The organism is Mumia spirodelae (genome assembly GCF_050632745.1).
GTDB lineage: Bacteria > Actinomycetota > Actinomycetes > Propionibacteriales > Nocardioidaceae > Mumia.
Genome location: NZ_JBODSD010000006.1, coordinates 150,773 through 166,883, shown reverse-complemented (window position 1 = coordinate 166,883; position 16,111 = coordinate 150,773). Strand labels below are relative to the sequence as shown.

At 72.2% G+C, this 16,111-nt stretch carries 17 protein-coding genes; 5 read left to right on the top strand and 12 right to left on the bottom strand.

The annotated features are described in order from the left end of the window. The 5 genes from ACQSSQ_RS23160 to ACQSSQ_RS23140 all read right to left on the bottom strand — a co-directional run bounded on the left by ACQSSQ_RS23160 (nt 1) and on the right by ACQSSQ_RS23140 (nt 4,033). A complete protein-coding gene (locus tag ACQSSQ_RS23160; RefSeq protein WP_431329516.1) occupies nt 1–666 on the bottom strand; it encodes an SAF domain-containing protein in 666 nt (221 codons plus the stop codon). Between the two features lie 72 nt (nt 667–738). Beyond that, nucleotides 739–1,116 carry a hypothetical protein gene (locus tag ACQSSQ_RS23155; RefSeq protein ID WP_431329515.1) on the bottom strand — a complete coding sequence of 126 codons (378 nt, stop codon included), beginning with the start codon at nt 1,114–1,116 and terminating at the stop codon, nt 739–741. After that, a complete protein-coding gene (locus tag ACQSSQ_RS23150) occupies nt 1,113–2,375 on the bottom strand; it encodes a MinD/ParA family ATP-binding protein (RefSeq protein ID WP_431329514.1) in 1,263 nt (420 codons plus the stop codon). Before ACQSSQ_RS23150 ends, ACQSSQ_RS23155 begins: the two co-directional genes overlap by 4 nt. Before the next feature lie 41 nt (nt 2,376–2,416). Further along, nucleotides 2,417–3,769, bottom strand: a complete 1,353-nt coding sequence (gene eccD / locus ACQSSQ_RS23145; protein WP_431329513.1) for a type VII secretion integral membrane protein EccD — start codon at nt 3,767–3,769, stop codon at nt 2,417–2,419. 102 nt (nt 3,770–3,871) lie between these two features. Continuing rightward, a complete protein-coding gene (locus ACQSSQ_RS23140) occupies nt 3,872–4,033 on the bottom strand; it encodes a hypothetical protein (protein WP_431329512.1) in 162 nt (53 codons plus the stop codon). Between ACQSSQ_RS23140 and eccCa the strand changes: the two genes are divergently transcribed. Continuing rightward, complete coding sequence (gene eccCa, locus ACQSSQ_RS23135; protein WP_431329511.1) at nt 4,020–7,859, top strand: type VII secretion protein EccCa; 3,840 nt, start codon at nt 4,020–4,022, stop codon at nt 7,857–7,859. The two genes, ACQSSQ_RS23140 and eccCa, sit on opposite strands and share 14 nt — an antisense overlap. A 72-nt stretch (nt 7,860–7,931) precedes the next feature. Here the strand turns inward: eccCa and ACQSSQ_RS23130 are convergent, their stop codons facing one another. The 3 genes from ACQSSQ_RS23130 to ACQSSQ_RS23120 are packed head-to-tail and all read right to left on the bottom strand — an operon-like array spanning nt 7,932 to nt 8,989. Continuing rightward, nucleotides 7,932–8,291, bottom strand: coding sequence for a hypothetical protein (locus tag ACQSSQ_RS23130; protein WP_431329510.1), 360 nt, complete (start codon nt 8,289–8,291; stop codon nt 7,932–7,934). A gap of 18 nt (nt 8,292–8,309) precedes the next feature. Beyond that, the gene (locus ACQSSQ_RS23125; RefSeq protein WP_431329509.1) at nt 8,310–8,603 is read right to left on the bottom strand and encodes a hypothetical protein; all 294 of its coding nucleotides are present in this window, start codon (nt 8,601–8,603) and stop codon (nt 8,310–8,312) included. 29 nt (nt 8,604–8,632) lie between these two features. After that, nucleotides 8,633–8,989: a hypothetical protein gene (locus ACQSSQ_RS23120; RefSeq protein WP_431329508.1), complete on the bottom strand. Its 357-nt coding sequence runs from the start codon at nt 8,987–8,989 to the stop codon at nt 8,633–8,635. A 187-nt stretch (nt 8,990–9,176) separates the two neighbouring features. On the opposite strand from ACQSSQ_RS23120, the gene ACQSSQ_RS23115 reads away from it, so the two are divergent. From ACQSSQ_RS23115 to ACQSSQ_RS23100, 4 genes are read left to right on the top strand one after another with little or no spacing between them, the layout of a single operon-like run. Beyond that, nucleotides 9,177–11,693 carry a hypothetical protein gene (locus ACQSSQ_RS23115; RefSeq protein WP_431329507.1) on the top strand — a complete coding sequence of 839 codons (2,517 nt, stop codon included), beginning with the start codon at nt 9,177–9,179 and terminating at the stop codon, nt 11,691–11,693. After that, nucleotides 11,694–12,266 carry a hypothetical protein gene (locus tag ACQSSQ_RS23110; protein ID WP_431329506.1) on the top strand — a complete coding sequence of 191 codons (573 nt, stop codon included), beginning with the start codon at nt 11,694–11,696 and terminating at the stop codon, nt 12,264–12,266. A 35-nt stretch (nt 12,267–12,301) separates the two neighbouring features. After that, entirely contained in the window at nt 12,302–13,744 is a 1,443-nt protein-coding gene (locus ACQSSQ_RS23105) for a hypothetical protein (RefSeq protein ID WP_431329505.1), read from the top strand. Further along, on the top strand, nt 13,744–14,292 hold the full coding sequence (locus ACQSSQ_RS23100) for a hypothetical protein (RefSeq protein WP_431329504.1): 549 nt from the start codon (nt 13,744–13,746) through the stop codon (nt 14,290–14,292). Before ACQSSQ_RS23105 ends, ACQSSQ_RS23100 begins: the two co-directional genes overlap by 1 nt. Nucleotides 14,293–14,355: 63 nt before the next feature. Here ACQSSQ_RS23100 and ACQSSQ_RS23095 read toward each other — a convergent pair whose 3' ends face one another. The 4 genes from ACQSSQ_RS23095 to ACQSSQ_RS23080 all read right to left on the bottom strand — a co-directional run bounded on the left by ACQSSQ_RS23095 (nt 14,356) and on the right by ACQSSQ_RS23080 (nt 16,104). Continuing rightward, entirely contained in the window at nt 14,356–14,706 is a 351-nt protein-coding gene (locus ACQSSQ_RS23095; protein ID WP_431329503.1) for a hypothetical protein, read from the bottom strand. A gap of 22 nt (nt 14,707–14,728) precedes the next feature. After that, nucleotides 14,729–15,031: a hypothetical protein gene (locus tag ACQSSQ_RS23090; protein ID WP_431329502.1), complete on the bottom strand. Its 303-nt coding sequence runs from the start codon at nt 15,029–15,031 to the stop codon at nt 14,729–14,731. Between the two features lie 9 nt (nt 15,032–15,040). Next, nucleotides 15,041–15,394 (bottom strand): hypothetical protein, encoded by a 354-nt coding sequence (locus tag ACQSSQ_RS23085; RefSeq protein WP_431329501.1) that lies wholly within the window; start codon nt 15,392–15,394, stop codon nt 15,041–15,043. A 125-nt stretch (nt 15,395–15,519) separates the two neighbouring features. Beyond that, nucleotides 15,520–16,104, bottom strand: a complete 585-nt coding sequence (locus ACQSSQ_RS23080; protein ID WP_431329500.1) for an acVLRF1 family peptidyl-tRNA hydrolase — start codon at nt 16,102–16,104, stop codon at nt 15,520–15,522. Nucleotides 16,105–16,111: the final 7 nt, after the last annotated feature.

Here is a 16,111-nt window from a genome sequence, read left to right as displayed (position 1 = left end):
TCAGCCGCCGCAGGTGTCGTCGAGGTCGGCGCCCTCGCCGACGGTCGCGAGGTAGACCGAGTCGTCCGCCAACGCGTTCGCGAGCCGCGGACCGCAGCTGGCGTCGACGCTCACGAGGACGGTGATCTCCTGGCTGGAGCTCAGAGCACCGCCGTCGACCTCGCCGACCTGCACGACCTCGGCGGCGATCCCGCGGTCTGCGCCGCCGCCACCACCGGACAGGTAGAGGCCCACCGGCGCGCCACCGCGCAGCTCGGTGAGCGAGCGCGTCGCGGGGGTCTGGATCGGGAACTGCGCCTTGCCCTCGCCGACACCGGTCGACTCCGCCACCATCGACGGCGACAGCACCGTGCCGTCGAGCAGCCGCGCGGTCGCGTACTGGCCGACGACCGCGTCGCGGTCGCCCGCGGGCACGCCGCCGTCGAAGCCCTCAGGCAGCGAGACGGTGCCGAGGTCGCCCGCGGTCAGGCGCTGGCCCTGCGCGACCTCGCCCTCGACCTTGAGGAAGTCGGCGCGGTCACCCGAGCTCATCGCGATCCACCCCGACAGCAGGGCACCACCGACGATGAGGATCACCGCCAGCGCCGCCAGCGCCGGACGGCGCTCGCGCGTGGACGGGAGGCGCGCAGACGTGCGCGCCTCGGAAGTGGTCGGCAACTTGGACATGTGGGGGCCTCCAGCTAATGCCCGAGCGTCAGCATCAAGGGGACAAACTACACGTGGTACGGACCAGCGCCGTCATCCGCCCGTCTTCTCGGCGTTCTTCGGGGCACGGGTCGCAGGCGGCGGCGTCGCGGTGGCCGACGGAACTCCCGCGCTGTTGCGCTCGCGCTCCTGCCGCTCCTGGATGTCCTGCTGGCGCTGGTAGGCGCTGGTGACGGCCATCCCCGCGACGATCACCGCCACGACGATCACGCCGGCGATCACGGCCGGCCAGGTCGTACGGTGCTCCCGCCAGGTGCGGCGGGTCCCGTGCAGGAGCGCGGAGCGCAGCTGACGGCGGCGCAGCGCGTCGGCCTCGAGGACGTACTTCTCCGCGTCCGGGGTGCGGGCCAGCGCCCCCGGCGGTGCCGGGACGGGGCGCTGCGGCGTACGGCCGGGGTCGGCGCTGCTCATCGGCTGTCCGCGAGCCTCGCGGCGACGTGGAGCAGGGCCAGCCGGGTCTGGGCGGTGACCTGGTCGGCGCGGAACGGGCGTCCGTGGCGCAGGGCGTCGTCGCGACCCACCACGACGACCTGGCCGTCCGCCACGCCGGCGGCGGCGGTGGCGCGTCGCGCCTCGTCGGCGGGATCCCCCTCCTCGCGGCACACCACCACGACGACGGCCGTCCGTGCCGCCGCAGGGTTGACGCGGTCCAGGCGACCGAGGGCGACCTCCAGGCTCCGCAGCCCGATCTCCCCCGGACCCGTGACGACCACGGCGCGGTCGCACCGCGCCACGGCGGCGTACGCACCGTCGGTCGGGTCGTCCCCGGCGTCGACGAGCAGGAACGTGTGCTGAGCGACCAGGCGGTCCACGAGGCCACCGAGGTCGCTGCGTTCGAGCGGCTGGTCCCACGAGGGTCCATCGACGACCGCGAGCCCGTTGGGGGCGGTCGGCGGCGTCGCCGCGTCGGGCGCGGACAGCAGACGGCGGACGGTGTGCGGGTCCTGGACGCCCTGCAACGCGCTCAGGGGCGGCGTGCCGGCCTGGACGTCGACGAGCACCGTGCGGTCGTCCCGTAGCGCGGCGAGCACCGCGCCCACCCCGGCCGCGACCGTGGTCGTGCCCACCCCGCCCTGCGCGGAGAGGAAGGCGACCATCCGCCGACCGGCCTGGCGACGGCGGACGGCGGACACCAGCGCCCGCTCGGCATCGGCGGCGGACGCTCCGTCGAGCGTGACGAGGCCCCGCGCTGCCGCCCGGGCCCACGAGGCGCCACCGCGGCCCTCGTGCGCCCCGGCGACCGTCGTGGCGACCACGTGCTCCGCCGGGCTCGGGACGCGCTGCACCGAGCCGGGGATCGTCGTCGGGGTCTGAGGCTGCGGGGCGGGCTCGGGCGCGCGACGGGCCTGCGCGGCCCACTCCGGGCGGAGAGCGACGACGTTGCCGTCGTCCGGGCCGCCGTGCGCGGGTCCGCCCTGCGCCGGTCCGCCCTGCGCGGGTCCGCCCAGCGCCGGGCGTTCCCACGGGTCACGCGCTCCGGCGCCGCCGCCGTGCGGATCCTGGGTCCAGCGGTGCTCCGGCTGCTGGGAGGCCGGCGTATCCAGCCCGAGGCTGCGGGGGTCGATCCCCATCCTTGCCAGGTCGGCCGCGGCGCCCTGCGCCTCCGAACGGCGCCCACGCTCGCGGCGCCGCGGGTCCTCGCCCTCGGGTGGCTGACGGTCGTCGGTCATCGCACGCCCCTCATGACTTCGTCTCCATCGGATCGACTTCCTCAGACCATGCTCGAGAGACGGGCGAACAGGCCGACGGCCCCGCAGGCCAGGACGATGGCCTGGATCACGAGGAGCAGCTCGACCAGGTTGAGCAGCCTCTTCACCCGAGCCTGGGTGATGCTCGAGACCTGCATCGACGCGACGGCGACGGCCAGCGCGCCGAGCACCAGGGCGGCCACGACGAGCCAGCTCGTCGCGTCGACCTCGGCCAGCTCGCGGACCAGCTGGGCGGCAAGCACGACCAGCCCCGCGATCCGGAGCGGCAGCATGTGGGCGACCCGCGAGAAGATCCGCGAGCGCGACAGCGCAAGAAGCCCGACGACGAGGGCGAGCCAGCGGTCCCAGCGCCCGTCGGTGAAGGTCAGGACGACGCCGCCGACCCCGGTCACGAGGGCGATCGCGGCCAGCGAGCCGACGAGGAGCCCGTTGCTCTCCCGGTAGCGGGCGCGGATCGCCTCGCGCGACATCGTGCCGACGTGGCGGACGCGGTAGTCGGCGCTCGCCAGCCCGCCCACCGACAGCGACACCCGCGGAGCCATCCCGACGGCGAGCAGCGCCAGCACCACGACTATCCGCAGCGTCTGCAGGGCATCGACGTCGAACGAGTCGGTGACTGCGAAGACGGCGGCGACGACGAGCAGGACCGCGGCGAAGGCGGCGTACGGCGTGGCGAGCGGGGTCATGGCGCGAGCCACGCCGGCGACACCCGCGACGACCGCGAAGGCGACGACCGCGGTGAGCGGCGTGGTCCACTCGGCCCAGGAGCCGAGCGCAGTCCCCCCGACGTACGCCCAGGCGAGCGCGACGACGAGGACGGGACGCACCGACCAGGGTGCGGCGGCTCGGGCAGCCCAGCCGGAGAGGGCGGCGAGCGCGACGGCGCTGCCGATCCCCGCACCGGCGACGGTGCCGGCGGGCGGCGTCTGCCACCCCGGTGCGACGGAGCTCAGCACCCCGGCGCTCCACACGGCCAGCGCGCCCAGGGCGACGGCTGTGGTGACGATCCAGAAGGTCAGGGTGGTCGTCGGCGTCCAGGCGCCTCCGGCCGACTCCGTGGCGTCCTCCACCGCGTCGCGGACGTCCTCGACCGAGGCGGGCTCCACGCCGCTGGAGCGCGGACGCAGCTCCAGGACGTCGCCGTCGAGGACCCCGGCCTCCTCGAGCGTCTGCCCGAGACCGAGCGGTGCTCCGCCGACGCGGGCGAGCGAGAGGCCGGGCTGCGGAGCCTCGGACCCGCCGCAGTAGCGGATGACCTGTGCGACCACGTCGGCCAGCGGCAGCGCGCTCGGGAGCGCGAGGTCGACCCGCCGCTCGTCGGTCACGACCGTGACCCTGCTGTAGGCGGTGAGCACCGGCGCACTCCTCTCCCCTGCGTGCGTGGCTCGGCCGGCGGCGGGCGTCGGGACGCGACCACCGCAAGGCCTGGACGCCGTGGAGCATATCGTTTGCGGGGACTACGCCTCTGCCCCGACCACGAGGACGGCGATGAGCACGACGCTGGTGAAACGGCCCCCGCGCACCGCGCCCCCGCGCGTCGACGACGCGCCGTTGAGCATCCACGAGCCCCCGCACCGCACCCAGGCGCCCACCCCGGCCGCCGGGATGACGATGCTCATGATGCCGATCATGAGCGGCACCGGCTCGCTCACGATGGCGCTGACGCAGAAGGACCGGCCGATCCTGGTGGTCGCGGGCTTCCTCGTCCTGATCGGCTCGATCGCCATCGGTGTCGTGATGATCGTCAGCCAGCGCGGCGGCGCGCGCCGTCAGATGCGTGAGTCCCGCGAGCGCTACCTCGACTACCTCGAGGAGATGCGGCTCGCGGTGCGCGAGCGGGTGGCGACCCAGCGAGCGGAGCAGGCGTGGCGGTTCCCGCGACCTGACGAGCTGATCGGGATCTCCGCCGACGGGGCGCGCCGTTGGGAGCGCCGTCCCGCGCACGGCGACTTCCTGTCCGTGCGGCTCGGGACCGGCGAGGTGCCGCTGGTCAGCGGGCTCGCCCTCGACGCCGACACCGGCCCGCTCAACGAGTTCGACCCTCTGTGCCTCAACGCCGCCGAGGAGCTCCAGCAGCGGTACGCGACGCTCTCCGAGCAGCCGATCACGCTGCCGCTGGCCCAGTGCGGCCAGGTGGCGGTGATCGGGCACCCCAGTGCGGCGCGGGCGGTCGCCCGGACGCTCCTCACCCAGCTCGTCACGCTGCACGCGCCCGGTGACCTCGACGTCGCGGTCGTCCGCCCGGAGGAGGCGGCCGCCGCGTGGGACTGGGTGAAGTGGCTGCCGCACACCCAGAGCGCCCGGACGCTCGACGGCGAGGTGCCGGCGCGCCGCGTCGCGACGTCGGTCCCGGCGCTCACGGCGCTGCTCGCCGCCGAGCTGGACGAGCGGCTCGACCGCTACCAGCGCAGCCGCGGTGCCGCGGTCGGTGGCTCGCACCTCGTGGTCGTCGTCGACCACGACGGCGGGTCAGGCGCCCACCTCGAGTCTCCGGACCCGTCGATCCCGCTGCAGGCGCTCGGCATCCACGTCGTCAGCCTGCTGCCCTCCTCCCGTCACGAGCCCCGCCCGCTGGACGTCCGGGTCGAGGTCGGACCCGACGGCTCGCTCGTGACCAACGTCCACCCCGCACCGTTCCGCGCCGACCTGCTCCCGGACGGCACGGAGACCACCCTCGCCCGAACGCTGTCGGGCCTGCGGCTGAGCGCCGAGGAGGCGGGTGAGGGCGGCCTCGAAGGGTCTGTCGGCCTCGCCGAGATCCTGGGCGTCCGCGACCCTGCCCACCTCGACACCCGTCGTACGTGGCAGCCCCGTGCCCTCCGCGACCTCCTCCGGGTGCCGATCGGCATCTCCGAGCAGGGCACGCCCGTCCTCCTCGACCTCAAGGAGTCTGCGCACGGGGGCATGGGGCCGCACGGCCTCGTCGTCGGTGCCACCGGCTCCGGCAAGTCCGAGATGCTGCGCACGCTCGTCAGCTCCCTCCTCGTCGGTCACGGCCCGGACCGGCTCGCGCTCATGCTCGTCGACTTCAAGGGCGGTGCGACGTTCGCGGCGATGGAGCACATCCCGCACCTCGCCGGGATGATCACGAACCTCCAGGACGACCTGACGCTGGTCGACCGGATGCGCGATGCGCTCTACGGCGAGATGCAGCGGCGTCAGGAGGTCCTCAAGTCCGCCGGCAACCTGCCGAACGTGACCGCGTACCAGGAGCGGATCGACGCCGGCGAGCCGCTGGAGCCGCTCCCCCACCTGCTGGTGATCGTCGACGAGTTCTCCGAGCTGCTGACGGCCAAGCCCGACTTCGCGGAGCTCTTCGTCGCCATCGGACGCATCGGCCGCTCCATCGGCGTCCACCTGCTGCTCGCGACGCAGAAGCTCGAGATGGGCAAGATCCGCGGGCTCGAGTCGCACCTCTCGTACCGGATCAGCCTCCGGACCTTCTCGGAGTCCGAGAGCCGTGACGCCATCGGCGTACCCGACGCCTACCACCTGCCGCCGGAGCCGGGGTCGGGCTACCTGAAGGTCGACACCACCGTGTTCGAGCGCTTCAAGGCGGCCCTGGTCTCCAGCGCGTACGTCCCACCGACCGAGGGCCCGAAGACGTCCGTCCCGGTCGTCCCCTACGTCGCGGTGAACGGCATCGGAGCCTGGATCGCCGACCGTGCCGCCGCCGAGCGCGAGGCGTCGATGGAGGAGGCTGCCGCCGAGGCGGCCTCGCGCAAGGGCGGGCCGACCGTCCTCGACGTCCTCTGCGAGCAGATGACCGCCTCAGGAGCGCCGCACGTCCGTCCGGTGTGGCTCGACCCCTTGCCGCCGGTGCTGCCGCTCGACGCCGTCCAGACGGTCGACGAGCCGGGCGCGCCGGCGACCGTCCGCGCCGTGCTCGGGCTGGTCGACGAGCCGGCGAAGCAGGCGCAGTACGCGCTCGAGTGGGACTTCACCGGCGCCGGCAGCAACCTGGTCCTCGCCGGCGCCCCGCAGACGGGCAAGAGCACGACCCTGCGGACGATGGTGGCCTCGCTCGCGCTGCGCTACGCCCCGGGCACCGTCGCGTTCTACTGCATCGACTACGGCGGCGGCACCCTCCAGGCGCTCCGCACGCTCCCGCACGTCGCTGCCGTCGCTACGCGCAACGACCCGGAGCGCATCAACCGCACGGTCCAGGAGGTCATGGCGGTCCTCGACGAGCGCGAGGAGCTCTTCCGCCGGTACGGCCTCGAGAGCATGCAGGACTACCGCCGTGCGCGCGAGGAGGGCCGGATCCCGCGCGACACGCCGGGTGACGTGTTCCTCGTCATCGACGGGTGGGCGACGTTCCGCGAGGAGTACGACGCGCTCGACTACGCCGTGGACGAGATCGCGGCGCGCGGAGGTGCGTACGGCGTGCACGTCGTCCTCACCGTCACCCAGAGCATGCAGATCCGGATGCGCATGCAGCCGTCGTTCGGCGGCCGCCTCGAGCTGCGCCTCAACGACGTGTACGACTCGCAGTTCGGCCGCAAGGTCATGGAGCAGATCCCGAAGGAGATCTCCGGGCGCGGCGCGATGGAGGGCGAGCGGATCTTCCAGGCGGCGGTCCCCCGGATCGACGGCGTCCGTGAGACCGAGGACCTGTTCGAGGCCCAGCGCGACCTGTTCGCCGCGATCACCGACCGCTGGAAGGGCATCGCCGTGGAGCGGGTCCAGACCCTCGCCCCGGTGGTCCACCTCGAGGAGCTGCCGCCGGTCGACCCGGCGTACCCGGGCGTCCCGGTCGGTGTGCTCGACCGCAACCTCCGGGCGGTCTCGGTGAACCTCGTCGGGTCCAACCCGCACCTGCTGGTCTACGGCGACCCCGAGACCGGCAAGACCAACTTCCTCAAGATGCTCCTGCGCGGCTACACGCAGCTGATGCCGCCCGAGCAGCTCGGCATCGTGCTCGTGGACTTCCGGCGCTCGCTGCTCGACGTCGTGCCGGAGGAGTACCTGGTCGCCTACTGCACGAACCGGGAGCAGACCGCCCAGGTGGCGAGCGAGCTCGCCGGATCACTGCACCAGCGCCTGCCGGGCCCGGACGTCACCTCCGAGCAGCTGCGCGAGCGCTCCTGGTGGAACGGGCTCGAGCTCCTCGTCGTGGTCGACGACTACGACCTGGTCGCGACCTCGTCGGGCAACCCGCTCGACCCGCTGGTCGAGTACATCCCGCAGGGCAACGACCTCGGGTTCCACCTCGTCGCCTCGCGTCGCGTCAACGGTCTCGCGCGGGCGCAGTTCGAGCCGATGCTGCAGCGCCTCACCGACGTCTCCACGGCCGGCTTCATGTTCTCGGGCGACCGGCTCGAGGGACGGCTGGTCGGCGGTGTGGCTCCGACGCGCCTGCCCGTGGGCCGCGCGCTGTACGTCAACCGCAACGGGCTCATCGGTCAGGTGCAGACGGGCCTGGTGCCGGACGGCGAGGCCTGACCCGCGACCGGCACGACGAAGCCCCCTCCCGCCAGCGGCGGGAGGGGGCTTCGGTGCGTCGTGCTGGTGACCTCAGACCGCGATCGCGCGACCGGACGTCGCGTTGACGTCACGGCTGAGCACCGACTGCTGGTTCTGCAGGGCGGTGGTCTCGTTGGTCGTGTAGGCCACCGTGTTGGCGCCCTGCGACGTGTTGTTGCCGAGGTTGCTGACACCGTTGGCGACCGCGTTGGCGGTCTCCACGGCCCAGGTCTGGAACGCGTCGACACCGGCCGTCACGTCACCGACACCGTGCCGCGAGCCCGGGGTGACCGCCTCGAGGGCCGTCACCAACGTGCTCTTGGCCGTCCGGACGTCGCTCGACAGACCCGCGATCCGCTGGCCGGATGCGTGGGTCGCCGTCGTGTCGTCGACCTCGTAGAACGGAGCCATCGCCTCTCCTCGGCCGCGTCAGGCGCGGTTGCCGAAGAAGGACTGCATCCGCGGGATCGCGGTGTCGTTGATGTCCTGCGTCTTCTGGTCGGTCTGGTTGGACTTCAGGGACGCCTGGTGGAGCTCGTCCGCACGCTCGTACGCCGTACGGTGCACGGCGTGCGCCTCCTCGGCGCCGGCGCCGGACAGGTTCGCCGAGATCTGGCGAGCCGCCGTCTCCACGCTGTCCTGGTCGGTCTGGGCGCCGCCCGCGAACTCCTTGCCGGAGGCGTTGATGTCCTCGCTGGCGGACTTGTCGTAACGGATCTTCACGTCGTGGTCCTCTTCCTCGAAGTCTCGGCTCAGGCCTGGATCGTGCGGCGCAGCGACGTGGCCGTCGACTCGCCGTCGGTGGCGGACACCTTCTGCAGCGAGCTCGACTCCTCGGTGGTCTGCGCCTGCGCCTGCTCACCGCGGTTGACGTTGGTGCCGACCTCGGCGACGTTGTTGGCGTTCGCCTGCTTCGCCGCCGCGAGGGCGGTGTGGGCGGCGCGCTGCGCGTTGCCGGTCGGGCCGACGTTGAGGCCCTCCGTGGCCTGCGTACGGCCGAGGTGGCGCGTGGCCGACGACGACGCGTCCTCGCTCGCGGTGCCGTGGCCGCTCTTGGCGGACTTGGTCAACGAGCCGAGCTCTTCGTTACCCCAGTAGCTAGCACCCATGGTGCGGAAACCTCTCGTCAGACGTCGAGTCAGTACAGACGATACGACGAACGAGGTCCACCCACGCAAGGCCGCACGCGTGTCATGTCCGATTTGTACCAGTTATTGGTCACTCCGGTTCACAGTGCCCCCCGCTCTGGGTACAGTCAGGGCCGACCTTGGTTCCCACACGTGAGGACAGCTCGGGATGGTGCGACCGGACGAGGGCGGCGGATCCAGCCTGCTGATCGACGGCTTCTTGAGGCACGACGTGTCCCCCGGGACGATCTCGTCGCAGGCCGACGCCGTCGGGGCGCCCGCCGGAGACGTCGAGAACTTCAACGCCGACCTCAGCGCGAAGCACAACACCGCCCGCGAGGGCGTCGCCGGCGTGCTCTCCACCGCGATGGAGGGTGCGGACACCGCGACCAAGAACCAAGCACGCTCCCTCGTGCAGGGCATCACCGTCGGCGCAGGGGCGATCCGCCTCTTCGGCACGGCCGTGGAGACCTTCAACGGCACGATCGACGGCCTCAACAGCCAGATCCGCTCCGAGCCCACGCGGGAGGAGCAAGTCGAGAAGAAGGCCGCGCTCACCGGGCAGCACTCCGGCGCCGTCGACACGCTCCAGGGCGCGGCGCGCACCGCCAAGCAGCAGCTGAGCGACCCGCTCGACCCCACGCACGTGAAGGCGCTGTACGCCGCCGGCGCGCTGCCGTCCTTCGCGCCCGCGATGTTCACCAACGTGACCGATCTCACAAAGGTCAAGCTCAACGCCCTCCCGTTCGACGTCGCGCAGCTGTCGGACGACGACCAGGCGAAGTACGTCGTCGACCACGCCAAGGACCTCGACGCGGAGTTCATCGCACTGCTCAGCCCAGGCGTCAGGGAGAAGGTCGCCGACCTGATCGCCGCCGACATCCGCTCGAAGGAGATCGACCTCAAGACGGTCGAGACCCTCGCGCTGATGCAGGACGACGCCGCGTTCGCGCACCGGCTCTACTCGACGGTCGAGCCGAACGAGATGGCCGATGCCATCCAGGCCCTGTCCAGCAACGCCTACGGCATCCCGCCGGAGGGCGTCTCGTCCCACAGCGGGGCGCCGGCGCCGCCGGACAAGGAGGCCATCGACCTCTACCGCAACTTCCTCGCCGCCGCCGGCGGCGCGCTCGCGACGTACTCGCAGGGCACCGGCCAGTACGCCCCGCCGTCGGACGCCGGCGTCACGTGGGGCAAGGCGATCTACGACGAGGACAACCCCGAGAACGCCGCCGCGCTGAGCCTCCTGCTCCGCTCCGGAGGGCACACGCACGAGTTCGAGGGCGACTTCCTGTCCAGCCTCGCCGACGAGGTCTACAAGTACGAGCGCGACCACGCCGGCGACCGACCGTGGGGCAGCAGGGGCGACGACTCGTACCCGCCGGTCTTCGACCCGTACCCGTGGGGCATGGACAAGGACCCGCTCTACGCGACGTACGGACGCGCGATGCCGGACGCCATGGCCAACGTGCTCGCGTCGATGGAGAAGAGCCCTGACGCCGCTCAGCAGTTCTTCACCGACGACAGCGGCGACGTCGACAAGGACAAGCTGGACTACTTCCTCGGCAAGAAGGACGGCGACGACGTCGACGGGCGCACGTTCTCGCGCACCGACGGCAGCGACGAGGGCAACGGCCTCGGTCTCGCGCTCGAGGCAGCGACCGTCGGCGGCGCAGACCGGGCGACCGGCGCGGAGATCGCGACCGACGTGTTCAAGAAGATCGCCGACCTCTCGGGGCACGGCGCAGGCGGCTTCGGGCCCGACGCGATGTACGACGCCTGGCACGTGTGGCCGGACATGACCGACAGCCTCGGCGCGATGGCGTCGGGCTACACCGACGACCTGTACGACCTGCTGTCCAACACGCCGCCCGACAGCGGGCCGACCCACCTCGACCTCGCCCCGAGCGAGCTCGCCAAGGTCCTCGGCGAGATCGGCAGCAGCGACGACAAGACGGGGCTGCAGACCCTCACGGCCGCGATGCTGCTGGAGTGCAACGACGCCACGGGTGAGCACCTCTCCGGGCTCAACGGCCCCAAGACGCTCGACGCGCTCGAGGGCAGCGGCTTCGAAGGCGTCCAGGCGCGCAACGGCGACGTCATGGGCAACCTCCTCAACCAGGGTCTCGCGATCAGCGCGGACAAGGACGAGCTCGCGGCGGCACGCGAGGAGCTCATGTCCAAGGCGCTCGACATCACGACCGGCTTCCTGCCCGGTGGCGGCAAGGTGCTGGGAGAGACGGCGAGCGAGTTCGCGAAGACGACGTACGACACGCTCCAGGGCGAGGCGCTCGAACAGCTCCAGAACGCGGTCAAGTCCTCGCCCAGCACCGACGGCTACCTCGACACCGCCACCGGCCCGATCCCCGACAAGCTCGAGTACGGCGCCATCTCCGAGCTCTACCGGCACGGCTACCTCGAGCCCCAGGACATCGAGGGCATCGACAAGCCGTTCGGCGGCGTCCCGAAGGAGATCCTCATCGGCGACCCGCCGCAGATCCGCCCGGACCTCTACGACGAGGACGGCTGGGAGAAGGTCGGTGGGGACGACATGAGCGAGGCGGACAAGAAGAAGATCCAGGACGCCTGGGAGCAGTGGCAGAAGGACGACGCTCTGCCGAAGATCATCAACCTGACGCACCAGGACACGTTCTACGACCACTTCATCAACCCCGAGGTGCGCTGAGTGGGCCCGTCACGACTTTCCGTCCGCTCGCGCCGGCTCGGCCTGCGCACCGCCGCCGTGGCCTCCGTGGCGCTGACGGCGGCCCTCCTGGCCGGCTGCGAGGACGACCCGGAGGCGGACGGCACGACGTCGCGCCTGTGCGGCATCCTGGACGAGAGCGCCGCGGCCGAGGTCACAGGCGACGCCGAGGTGTCCGGCTTCGGCGGCGGTGACCTCGACGCCACCCGCCGCCAGGGCAACGCGATCACCTGCACGGTCAGCACGTCAGGCGGCGAGGACCGCATCCAGATCACCACGATGGACCTCGCCGACCAGGCCGAGCGCGACGAGATGCAGGCGCAGCTCGCCGACGAGATCGAGGGCAGCACCGACTGCGCACCGCGGACGGACGACCCGCCCGGCTACGTGTGCGAGCGGGCGGACGAGACCACGATCGCCGTCGTCTTCCCCGACCGCTGGGTGCGGGTGACGGCCAACGCCCGGGTCGGTGGCACTCCCCCGGCACCCGACGCGGCGATCGCCGTCGCGGAGAACGTCGACAAGAACCTGACCGCGCACGACGAGGACCAGTGACTCGTCCGTGACTCCTCCTGGAAGGCCGGCTTCGGATGCGACCTGACGACGGTGGTGGCGGCTCGACGCTGCTGATCGACGGATTCCTCCGGCACGACGTCTCCCCGAGCACGTTGACCGACCAGGCCGACGCGGTCGCGGCCCCCGCGGGCGACGTCGAGAACTTCGATGCCGACCTGACCCGCCAGCACAACACGGCACGCGACGGGGTGGCCGGTGTGCTGGCCGACGCGATGAACGGCGCCGACACGGCAACCAAGAACAAGGCACGGGCCCTGGTCCAGGGCATCGTCGTGGCCGCTGGGGCGATCCGGCACTTCGCGACCGCCGTCCAGACCTTCAACGAGACGATCGACAGCCTCAACGGTCAGATCCGTGCGGAGCCGACCAAGGAGGACCAGCAGGCGAAGAAGTCCGCGCTGGCCTACCAGCACGCCTACGCCGTCCAGGCCCTCGAGAGCGCCGCACGCACGGCCAAGCAGCAGCTCTCCGACCCGCTGGACCCCGACCACATCAAGGCGCTGTACGAGGCGGGAGCACTCCCTTCCGTCGCCGCCGCGATGTACTCCAACCTCATCGACCTCACCAAGGTCTCCCTGCGGACCCTGCCGTTCGACCTCGCTGCCATGACCGAGGCCGAGCGCACGCAGTTCCTCAAGGACCACCCCGAGGTCGCGGTCGCGGTCTTCGAGTGGACGCTGCGCGACGAGGGCCTGCTCACCGGTCCCCCGCCCGACGGCTTCTACCGCCAGTGGCTCGAGAACGCCGCCCGGCGAGGCGTCACCGTCGACACGATCGTCGACATCGCCCGGACCCACGACATCGACCCGGAGGACTTCGAGGTCCTCGACGGCCTCGAGCTCATCACCGACCCGGACGGCAAGTCGTTCTTCCTGCTGCCCGACGGGATCAGCAGCGACGACGCCCGGCGCGCGACCCTGATGACCTACATCCTCAACGCCGGGACCGACTACGGCTCAGCGAGCCCCGACAACGACTTCCCGGAGACGCCCTACTCCGCCGACGAGATCCAGCGCATCATCGACCGGCAGGGCGACAACGACTGGAGCTACGACCAGGACGTCGACTTCGTCCACGACAACGGCGGACGCATGGTCACCACGCCGAACGGCATGCTCATGGGCCTCGGCGGCAACTGGCTGCAGGACCTCTACAGCCAGAAGGGCGGCACCACCTGGGGCGACATCTTCATGCTCAACGTCGACGACGTGGACGACCCCGACCAGGTGCTCCGCGACGCGGTGGAGTCCGGGCGCGCGACCTACCAGGACGACGACGGCAACGTCTACCAGGGCCAGCTCGACATGGACCGCCTGCTCCACCACGAGGAGCGGCACTCCCAGCAGTGGGCCAGCGAGGGCTACGCGGGGTTCCTCTCGTCGTACCTCTGGGAGCAGGCGACCGGCGGCAACGAGACCGAGGAGGACGCCGGGCTCCACGACGGCGGCTACCACTGATGACCGCACGCCCCTCTCGGGCGCGTCGCCTCGCGGTCGCTGCGGCGCTGGCACTCGGCGTGGTCACGATCGCCGCGTGCGACGGAGACGCGCCGTTCGCCCCGTCCCTGCCTTCTGCCGCCGGCTACCGCGACGACGCAGGGGCCCTCGCCATCTGGACGGGTACGCCGTGCACGGGGGTCACCCGCGTCGCGCTGACGTTCACCACGACCGACGACGAGCGCGTCCGCCTCGTCCTCCGCGCGCAGGAGCCTGGTGTGACCGTCGAGCGCCTGGACCTCGCTCGACCTGATCCCGCGTTCACCGTCGACGAAGCGCTCCCGGCCGGGTTCGACTGGCGGGACGCCGAGCGGATCAGCCTCCTGATGGACGCGTCGGAGCCGTCCTGGAGCTCGACCGTCGCCGTCGCCGACGTCGTCGACGGGTCGCCGGACCACGGCGCCGGGACCTATCTCTTCGACGACCTCGGGTGGAAGGACCAGGACGACGTCAGGGCCGAGAACGGCTCGTCGTTCCTCACCCTCTGCACGCCCGACCCGGAGAAGTAGAGCGTCGTCCCGCTGAGCCGTCAGACGGCTCAGCGGTCGGGCCGGCTCAGCCGTCCGCCCGGCTCACCCGAGCTCCCGGCGCAGAGTCCGCCCCATCTGGTCCGTCTGACCGGACGCGGGCCGCAGGTCGCGGACGGCGCCCGCATCCGCCTCCGCCGCCGTCACCGCGGTCGCCCGGAGCCGGGCGCCGACCGCATCGACGACCCCCGGGATCCTGCGCGCCGGACCCGAGACGTCGTCCCGGGCACGCTCGAACGCTCCCACCAGGCGGGGATGGCGCACCGCGACGCCCGCACGCTCGACCGCACGCACCAGTGCTGAAGCAGCGGTCGCGGCGTCCTGTGCACCGGACGACGCGCGGGCACCCGCGGCGTACAGATCACGAGGCCGGACCGACCATCCGTCGACCCTCATGCCCCGCTCCCCGGTCGCCGACTCACGCACCCGTCCCCAGGAGCGAACGCATCCGCGTGCCCGCCGCGCGGAAGGTGTCCGCCGCGTCCCCGACGCCGGTCCGTTGTGCGCGGACCGAGGCCACGTGCTCGTCGACCAGCCGGTCGACGAACCGCATCGCGGCGCCGTGCTCCTCGCTGCCGACGCCACCGCCCAGGACGCCGAGCGCCGTCATCGCCTCGGCGCGCAACGACGCGCGGTAGTCCTCCAGTGACCCCGCGTAGCCCGCGAGATCGGTGCCTGCCTGCTCCAGCGTCTTCTGATCGACCCTCAGCTCGTCGCTCATCGACGGTCCTCAGACGTTGACCGGCCGCGCGAGCACGCCGGTCAACGCCTCCGCCGACGCACGCGTCGCCGCCTGCGCACTTCGCGCCTGGTCGTCACCAGCGAGGGCGGCGCGCTCGGCGGACACCACCCGCCTGGCCTGCTCGGCGATCTGACGCGCGAGCCCGGCATGGTTTGCGCCCACGGTCTGCGCGACCGCCTGGAACGTCGCTCCCGCAGCCCCCGTGAACCCCGCCTGGACACCCTCCATCCGCGCCAGGTGCGAGCGCGCCGCCCCGACACCGTCCTCGGCCGCGTCGTGGTAGGTCCGCCCTGATCGCGAGAGCCGTCCGACCCCGTCGAGGACCACCGTCTCGTTGCCCATGCCCGCTCCGTCCTGGCCCGTGAGGCCGCTCGATCGACGCGAGTCACGCTAGCGAGATCCGACCGGGCCCCGTCACCGTCGTCCACAGGCCGCGCGAGCCCCGTGGGCTCGTCAGGCAAGCGCCGTCAGGCGAGCGCGTTCAGGTGCACCTCGTACGCCTGTGCGTCCCGGAGCGCGGTCTCCAGGGCGGCGAAGCGGGGCTCCTTGACCTCGATCCACCGCGGCGCGAGGAGGAGCTCGCGCCCTCGTTCACGACCGTCGACCACCTGGCCCACGAGAGCGCGGTCGCCCCCGCCGAAGACAGCTCCGGCGTCAGGGAGCAGGCGTCGCGCCACCTCGGCTGCCGCCTCGACCAACCCGTCTGCCTGGTTGGCCCGACGGCGCGCGTAGCGCTGCTGGCTCCACCCGCCGGCCTTCGTACGCCCCTGCACGTAGCGGGTCCCCGTCTTGTGCGCGGTCAGCTCCCCAGCCTCGACGCGGCCGATCGCGTAACCACCGCGACGTACGAGCAGGATCCCGAAGTCCTCCGGGGCCGGCGCATCCTCGTACGACGCCGCGGCACCGTCTGGCGCGGTGAGGATGACAGTCGTCCCCTCACGGACGACGACCGGCTCCCCGTGCCGGGCGGAGAAGCGCTCCACCCAGCCAGGGAGCCGGTCGTACGGGACGAGGACCGAACGGGTCGGCCTCGGCTCGGCTCGCTCGCTCAAGCAGCGG

What these genes read in the sequence shown, in the direction of transcription:
- ACQSSQ_RS23160 (WP_431329516.1), bottom strand. Translation starts at nt 666, where the DNA reads ATGTCCAAGTTGCCGACCACTTCCGAGGCGCGCACGTCTGCGCGCCTC.
- ACQSSQ_RS23155 (WP_431329515.1), bottom strand. Translation starts at nt 1,116, where the DNA reads ATGAGCAGCGCCGACCCCGGCCGTACGCCGCAGCGCCCCGTCCCGGCA.
- ACQSSQ_RS23150 (WP_431329514.1), bottom strand. Translation starts at nt 2,375, where the DNA reads ATGACCGACGACCGTCAGCCACCCGAGGGCGAGGACCCGCGGCGCCGC.
- eccCa (WP_431329511.1), top strand. Translation starts at nt 4,020, where the DNA reads ATGACGATGCTCATGATGCCGATCATGAGCGGCACCGGCTCGCTCACG.
- ACQSSQ_RS23140 (WP_431329512.1), bottom strand. Translation starts at nt 4,033, where the DNA reads ATGAGCATCGTCATCCCGGCGGCCGGGGTGGGCGCCTGGGTGCGGTGC.
- ACQSSQ_RS23130 (WP_431329510.1), bottom strand. Translation starts at nt 8,291, where the DNA reads ATGGCTCCGTTCTACGAGGTCGACGACACGACGGCGACCCACGCATCC.
- ACQSSQ_RS23120 (WP_431329508.1), bottom strand. Translation starts at nt 8,989, where the DNA reads ATGGGTGCTAGCTACTGGGGTAACGAAGAGCTCGGCTCGTTGACCAAG.
- ACQSSQ_RS23115 (WP_431329507.1), top strand. Translation starts at nt 9,177, where the DNA reads ATGGTGCGACCGGACGAGGGCGGCGGATCCAGCCTGCTGATCGACGGC.
- ACQSSQ_RS23105 (WP_431329505.1), top strand. Translation starts at nt 12,302, where the DNA reads ATGCGACCTGACGACGGTGGTGGCGGCTCGACGCTGCTGATCGACGGA.
- ACQSSQ_RS23100 (WP_431329504.1), top strand. Translation starts at nt 13,744, where the DNA reads ATGACCGCACGCCCCTCTCGGGCGCGTCGCCTCGCGGTCGCTGCGGCG.
- ACQSSQ_RS23095 (WP_431329503.1), bottom strand. Translation starts at nt 14,706, where the DNA reads ATGAGGGTCGACGGATGGTCGGTCCGGCCTCGTGATCTGTACGCCGCG.
- ACQSSQ_RS23090 (WP_431329502.1), bottom strand. Translation starts at nt 15,031, where the DNA reads ATGAGCGACGAGCTGAGGGTCGATCAGAAGACGCTGGAGCAGGCAGGC.
- ACQSSQ_RS23085 (WP_431329501.1), bottom strand. Translation starts at nt 15,394, where the DNA reads ATGGGCAACGAGACGGTGGTCCTCGACGGGGTCGGACGGCTCTCGCGA.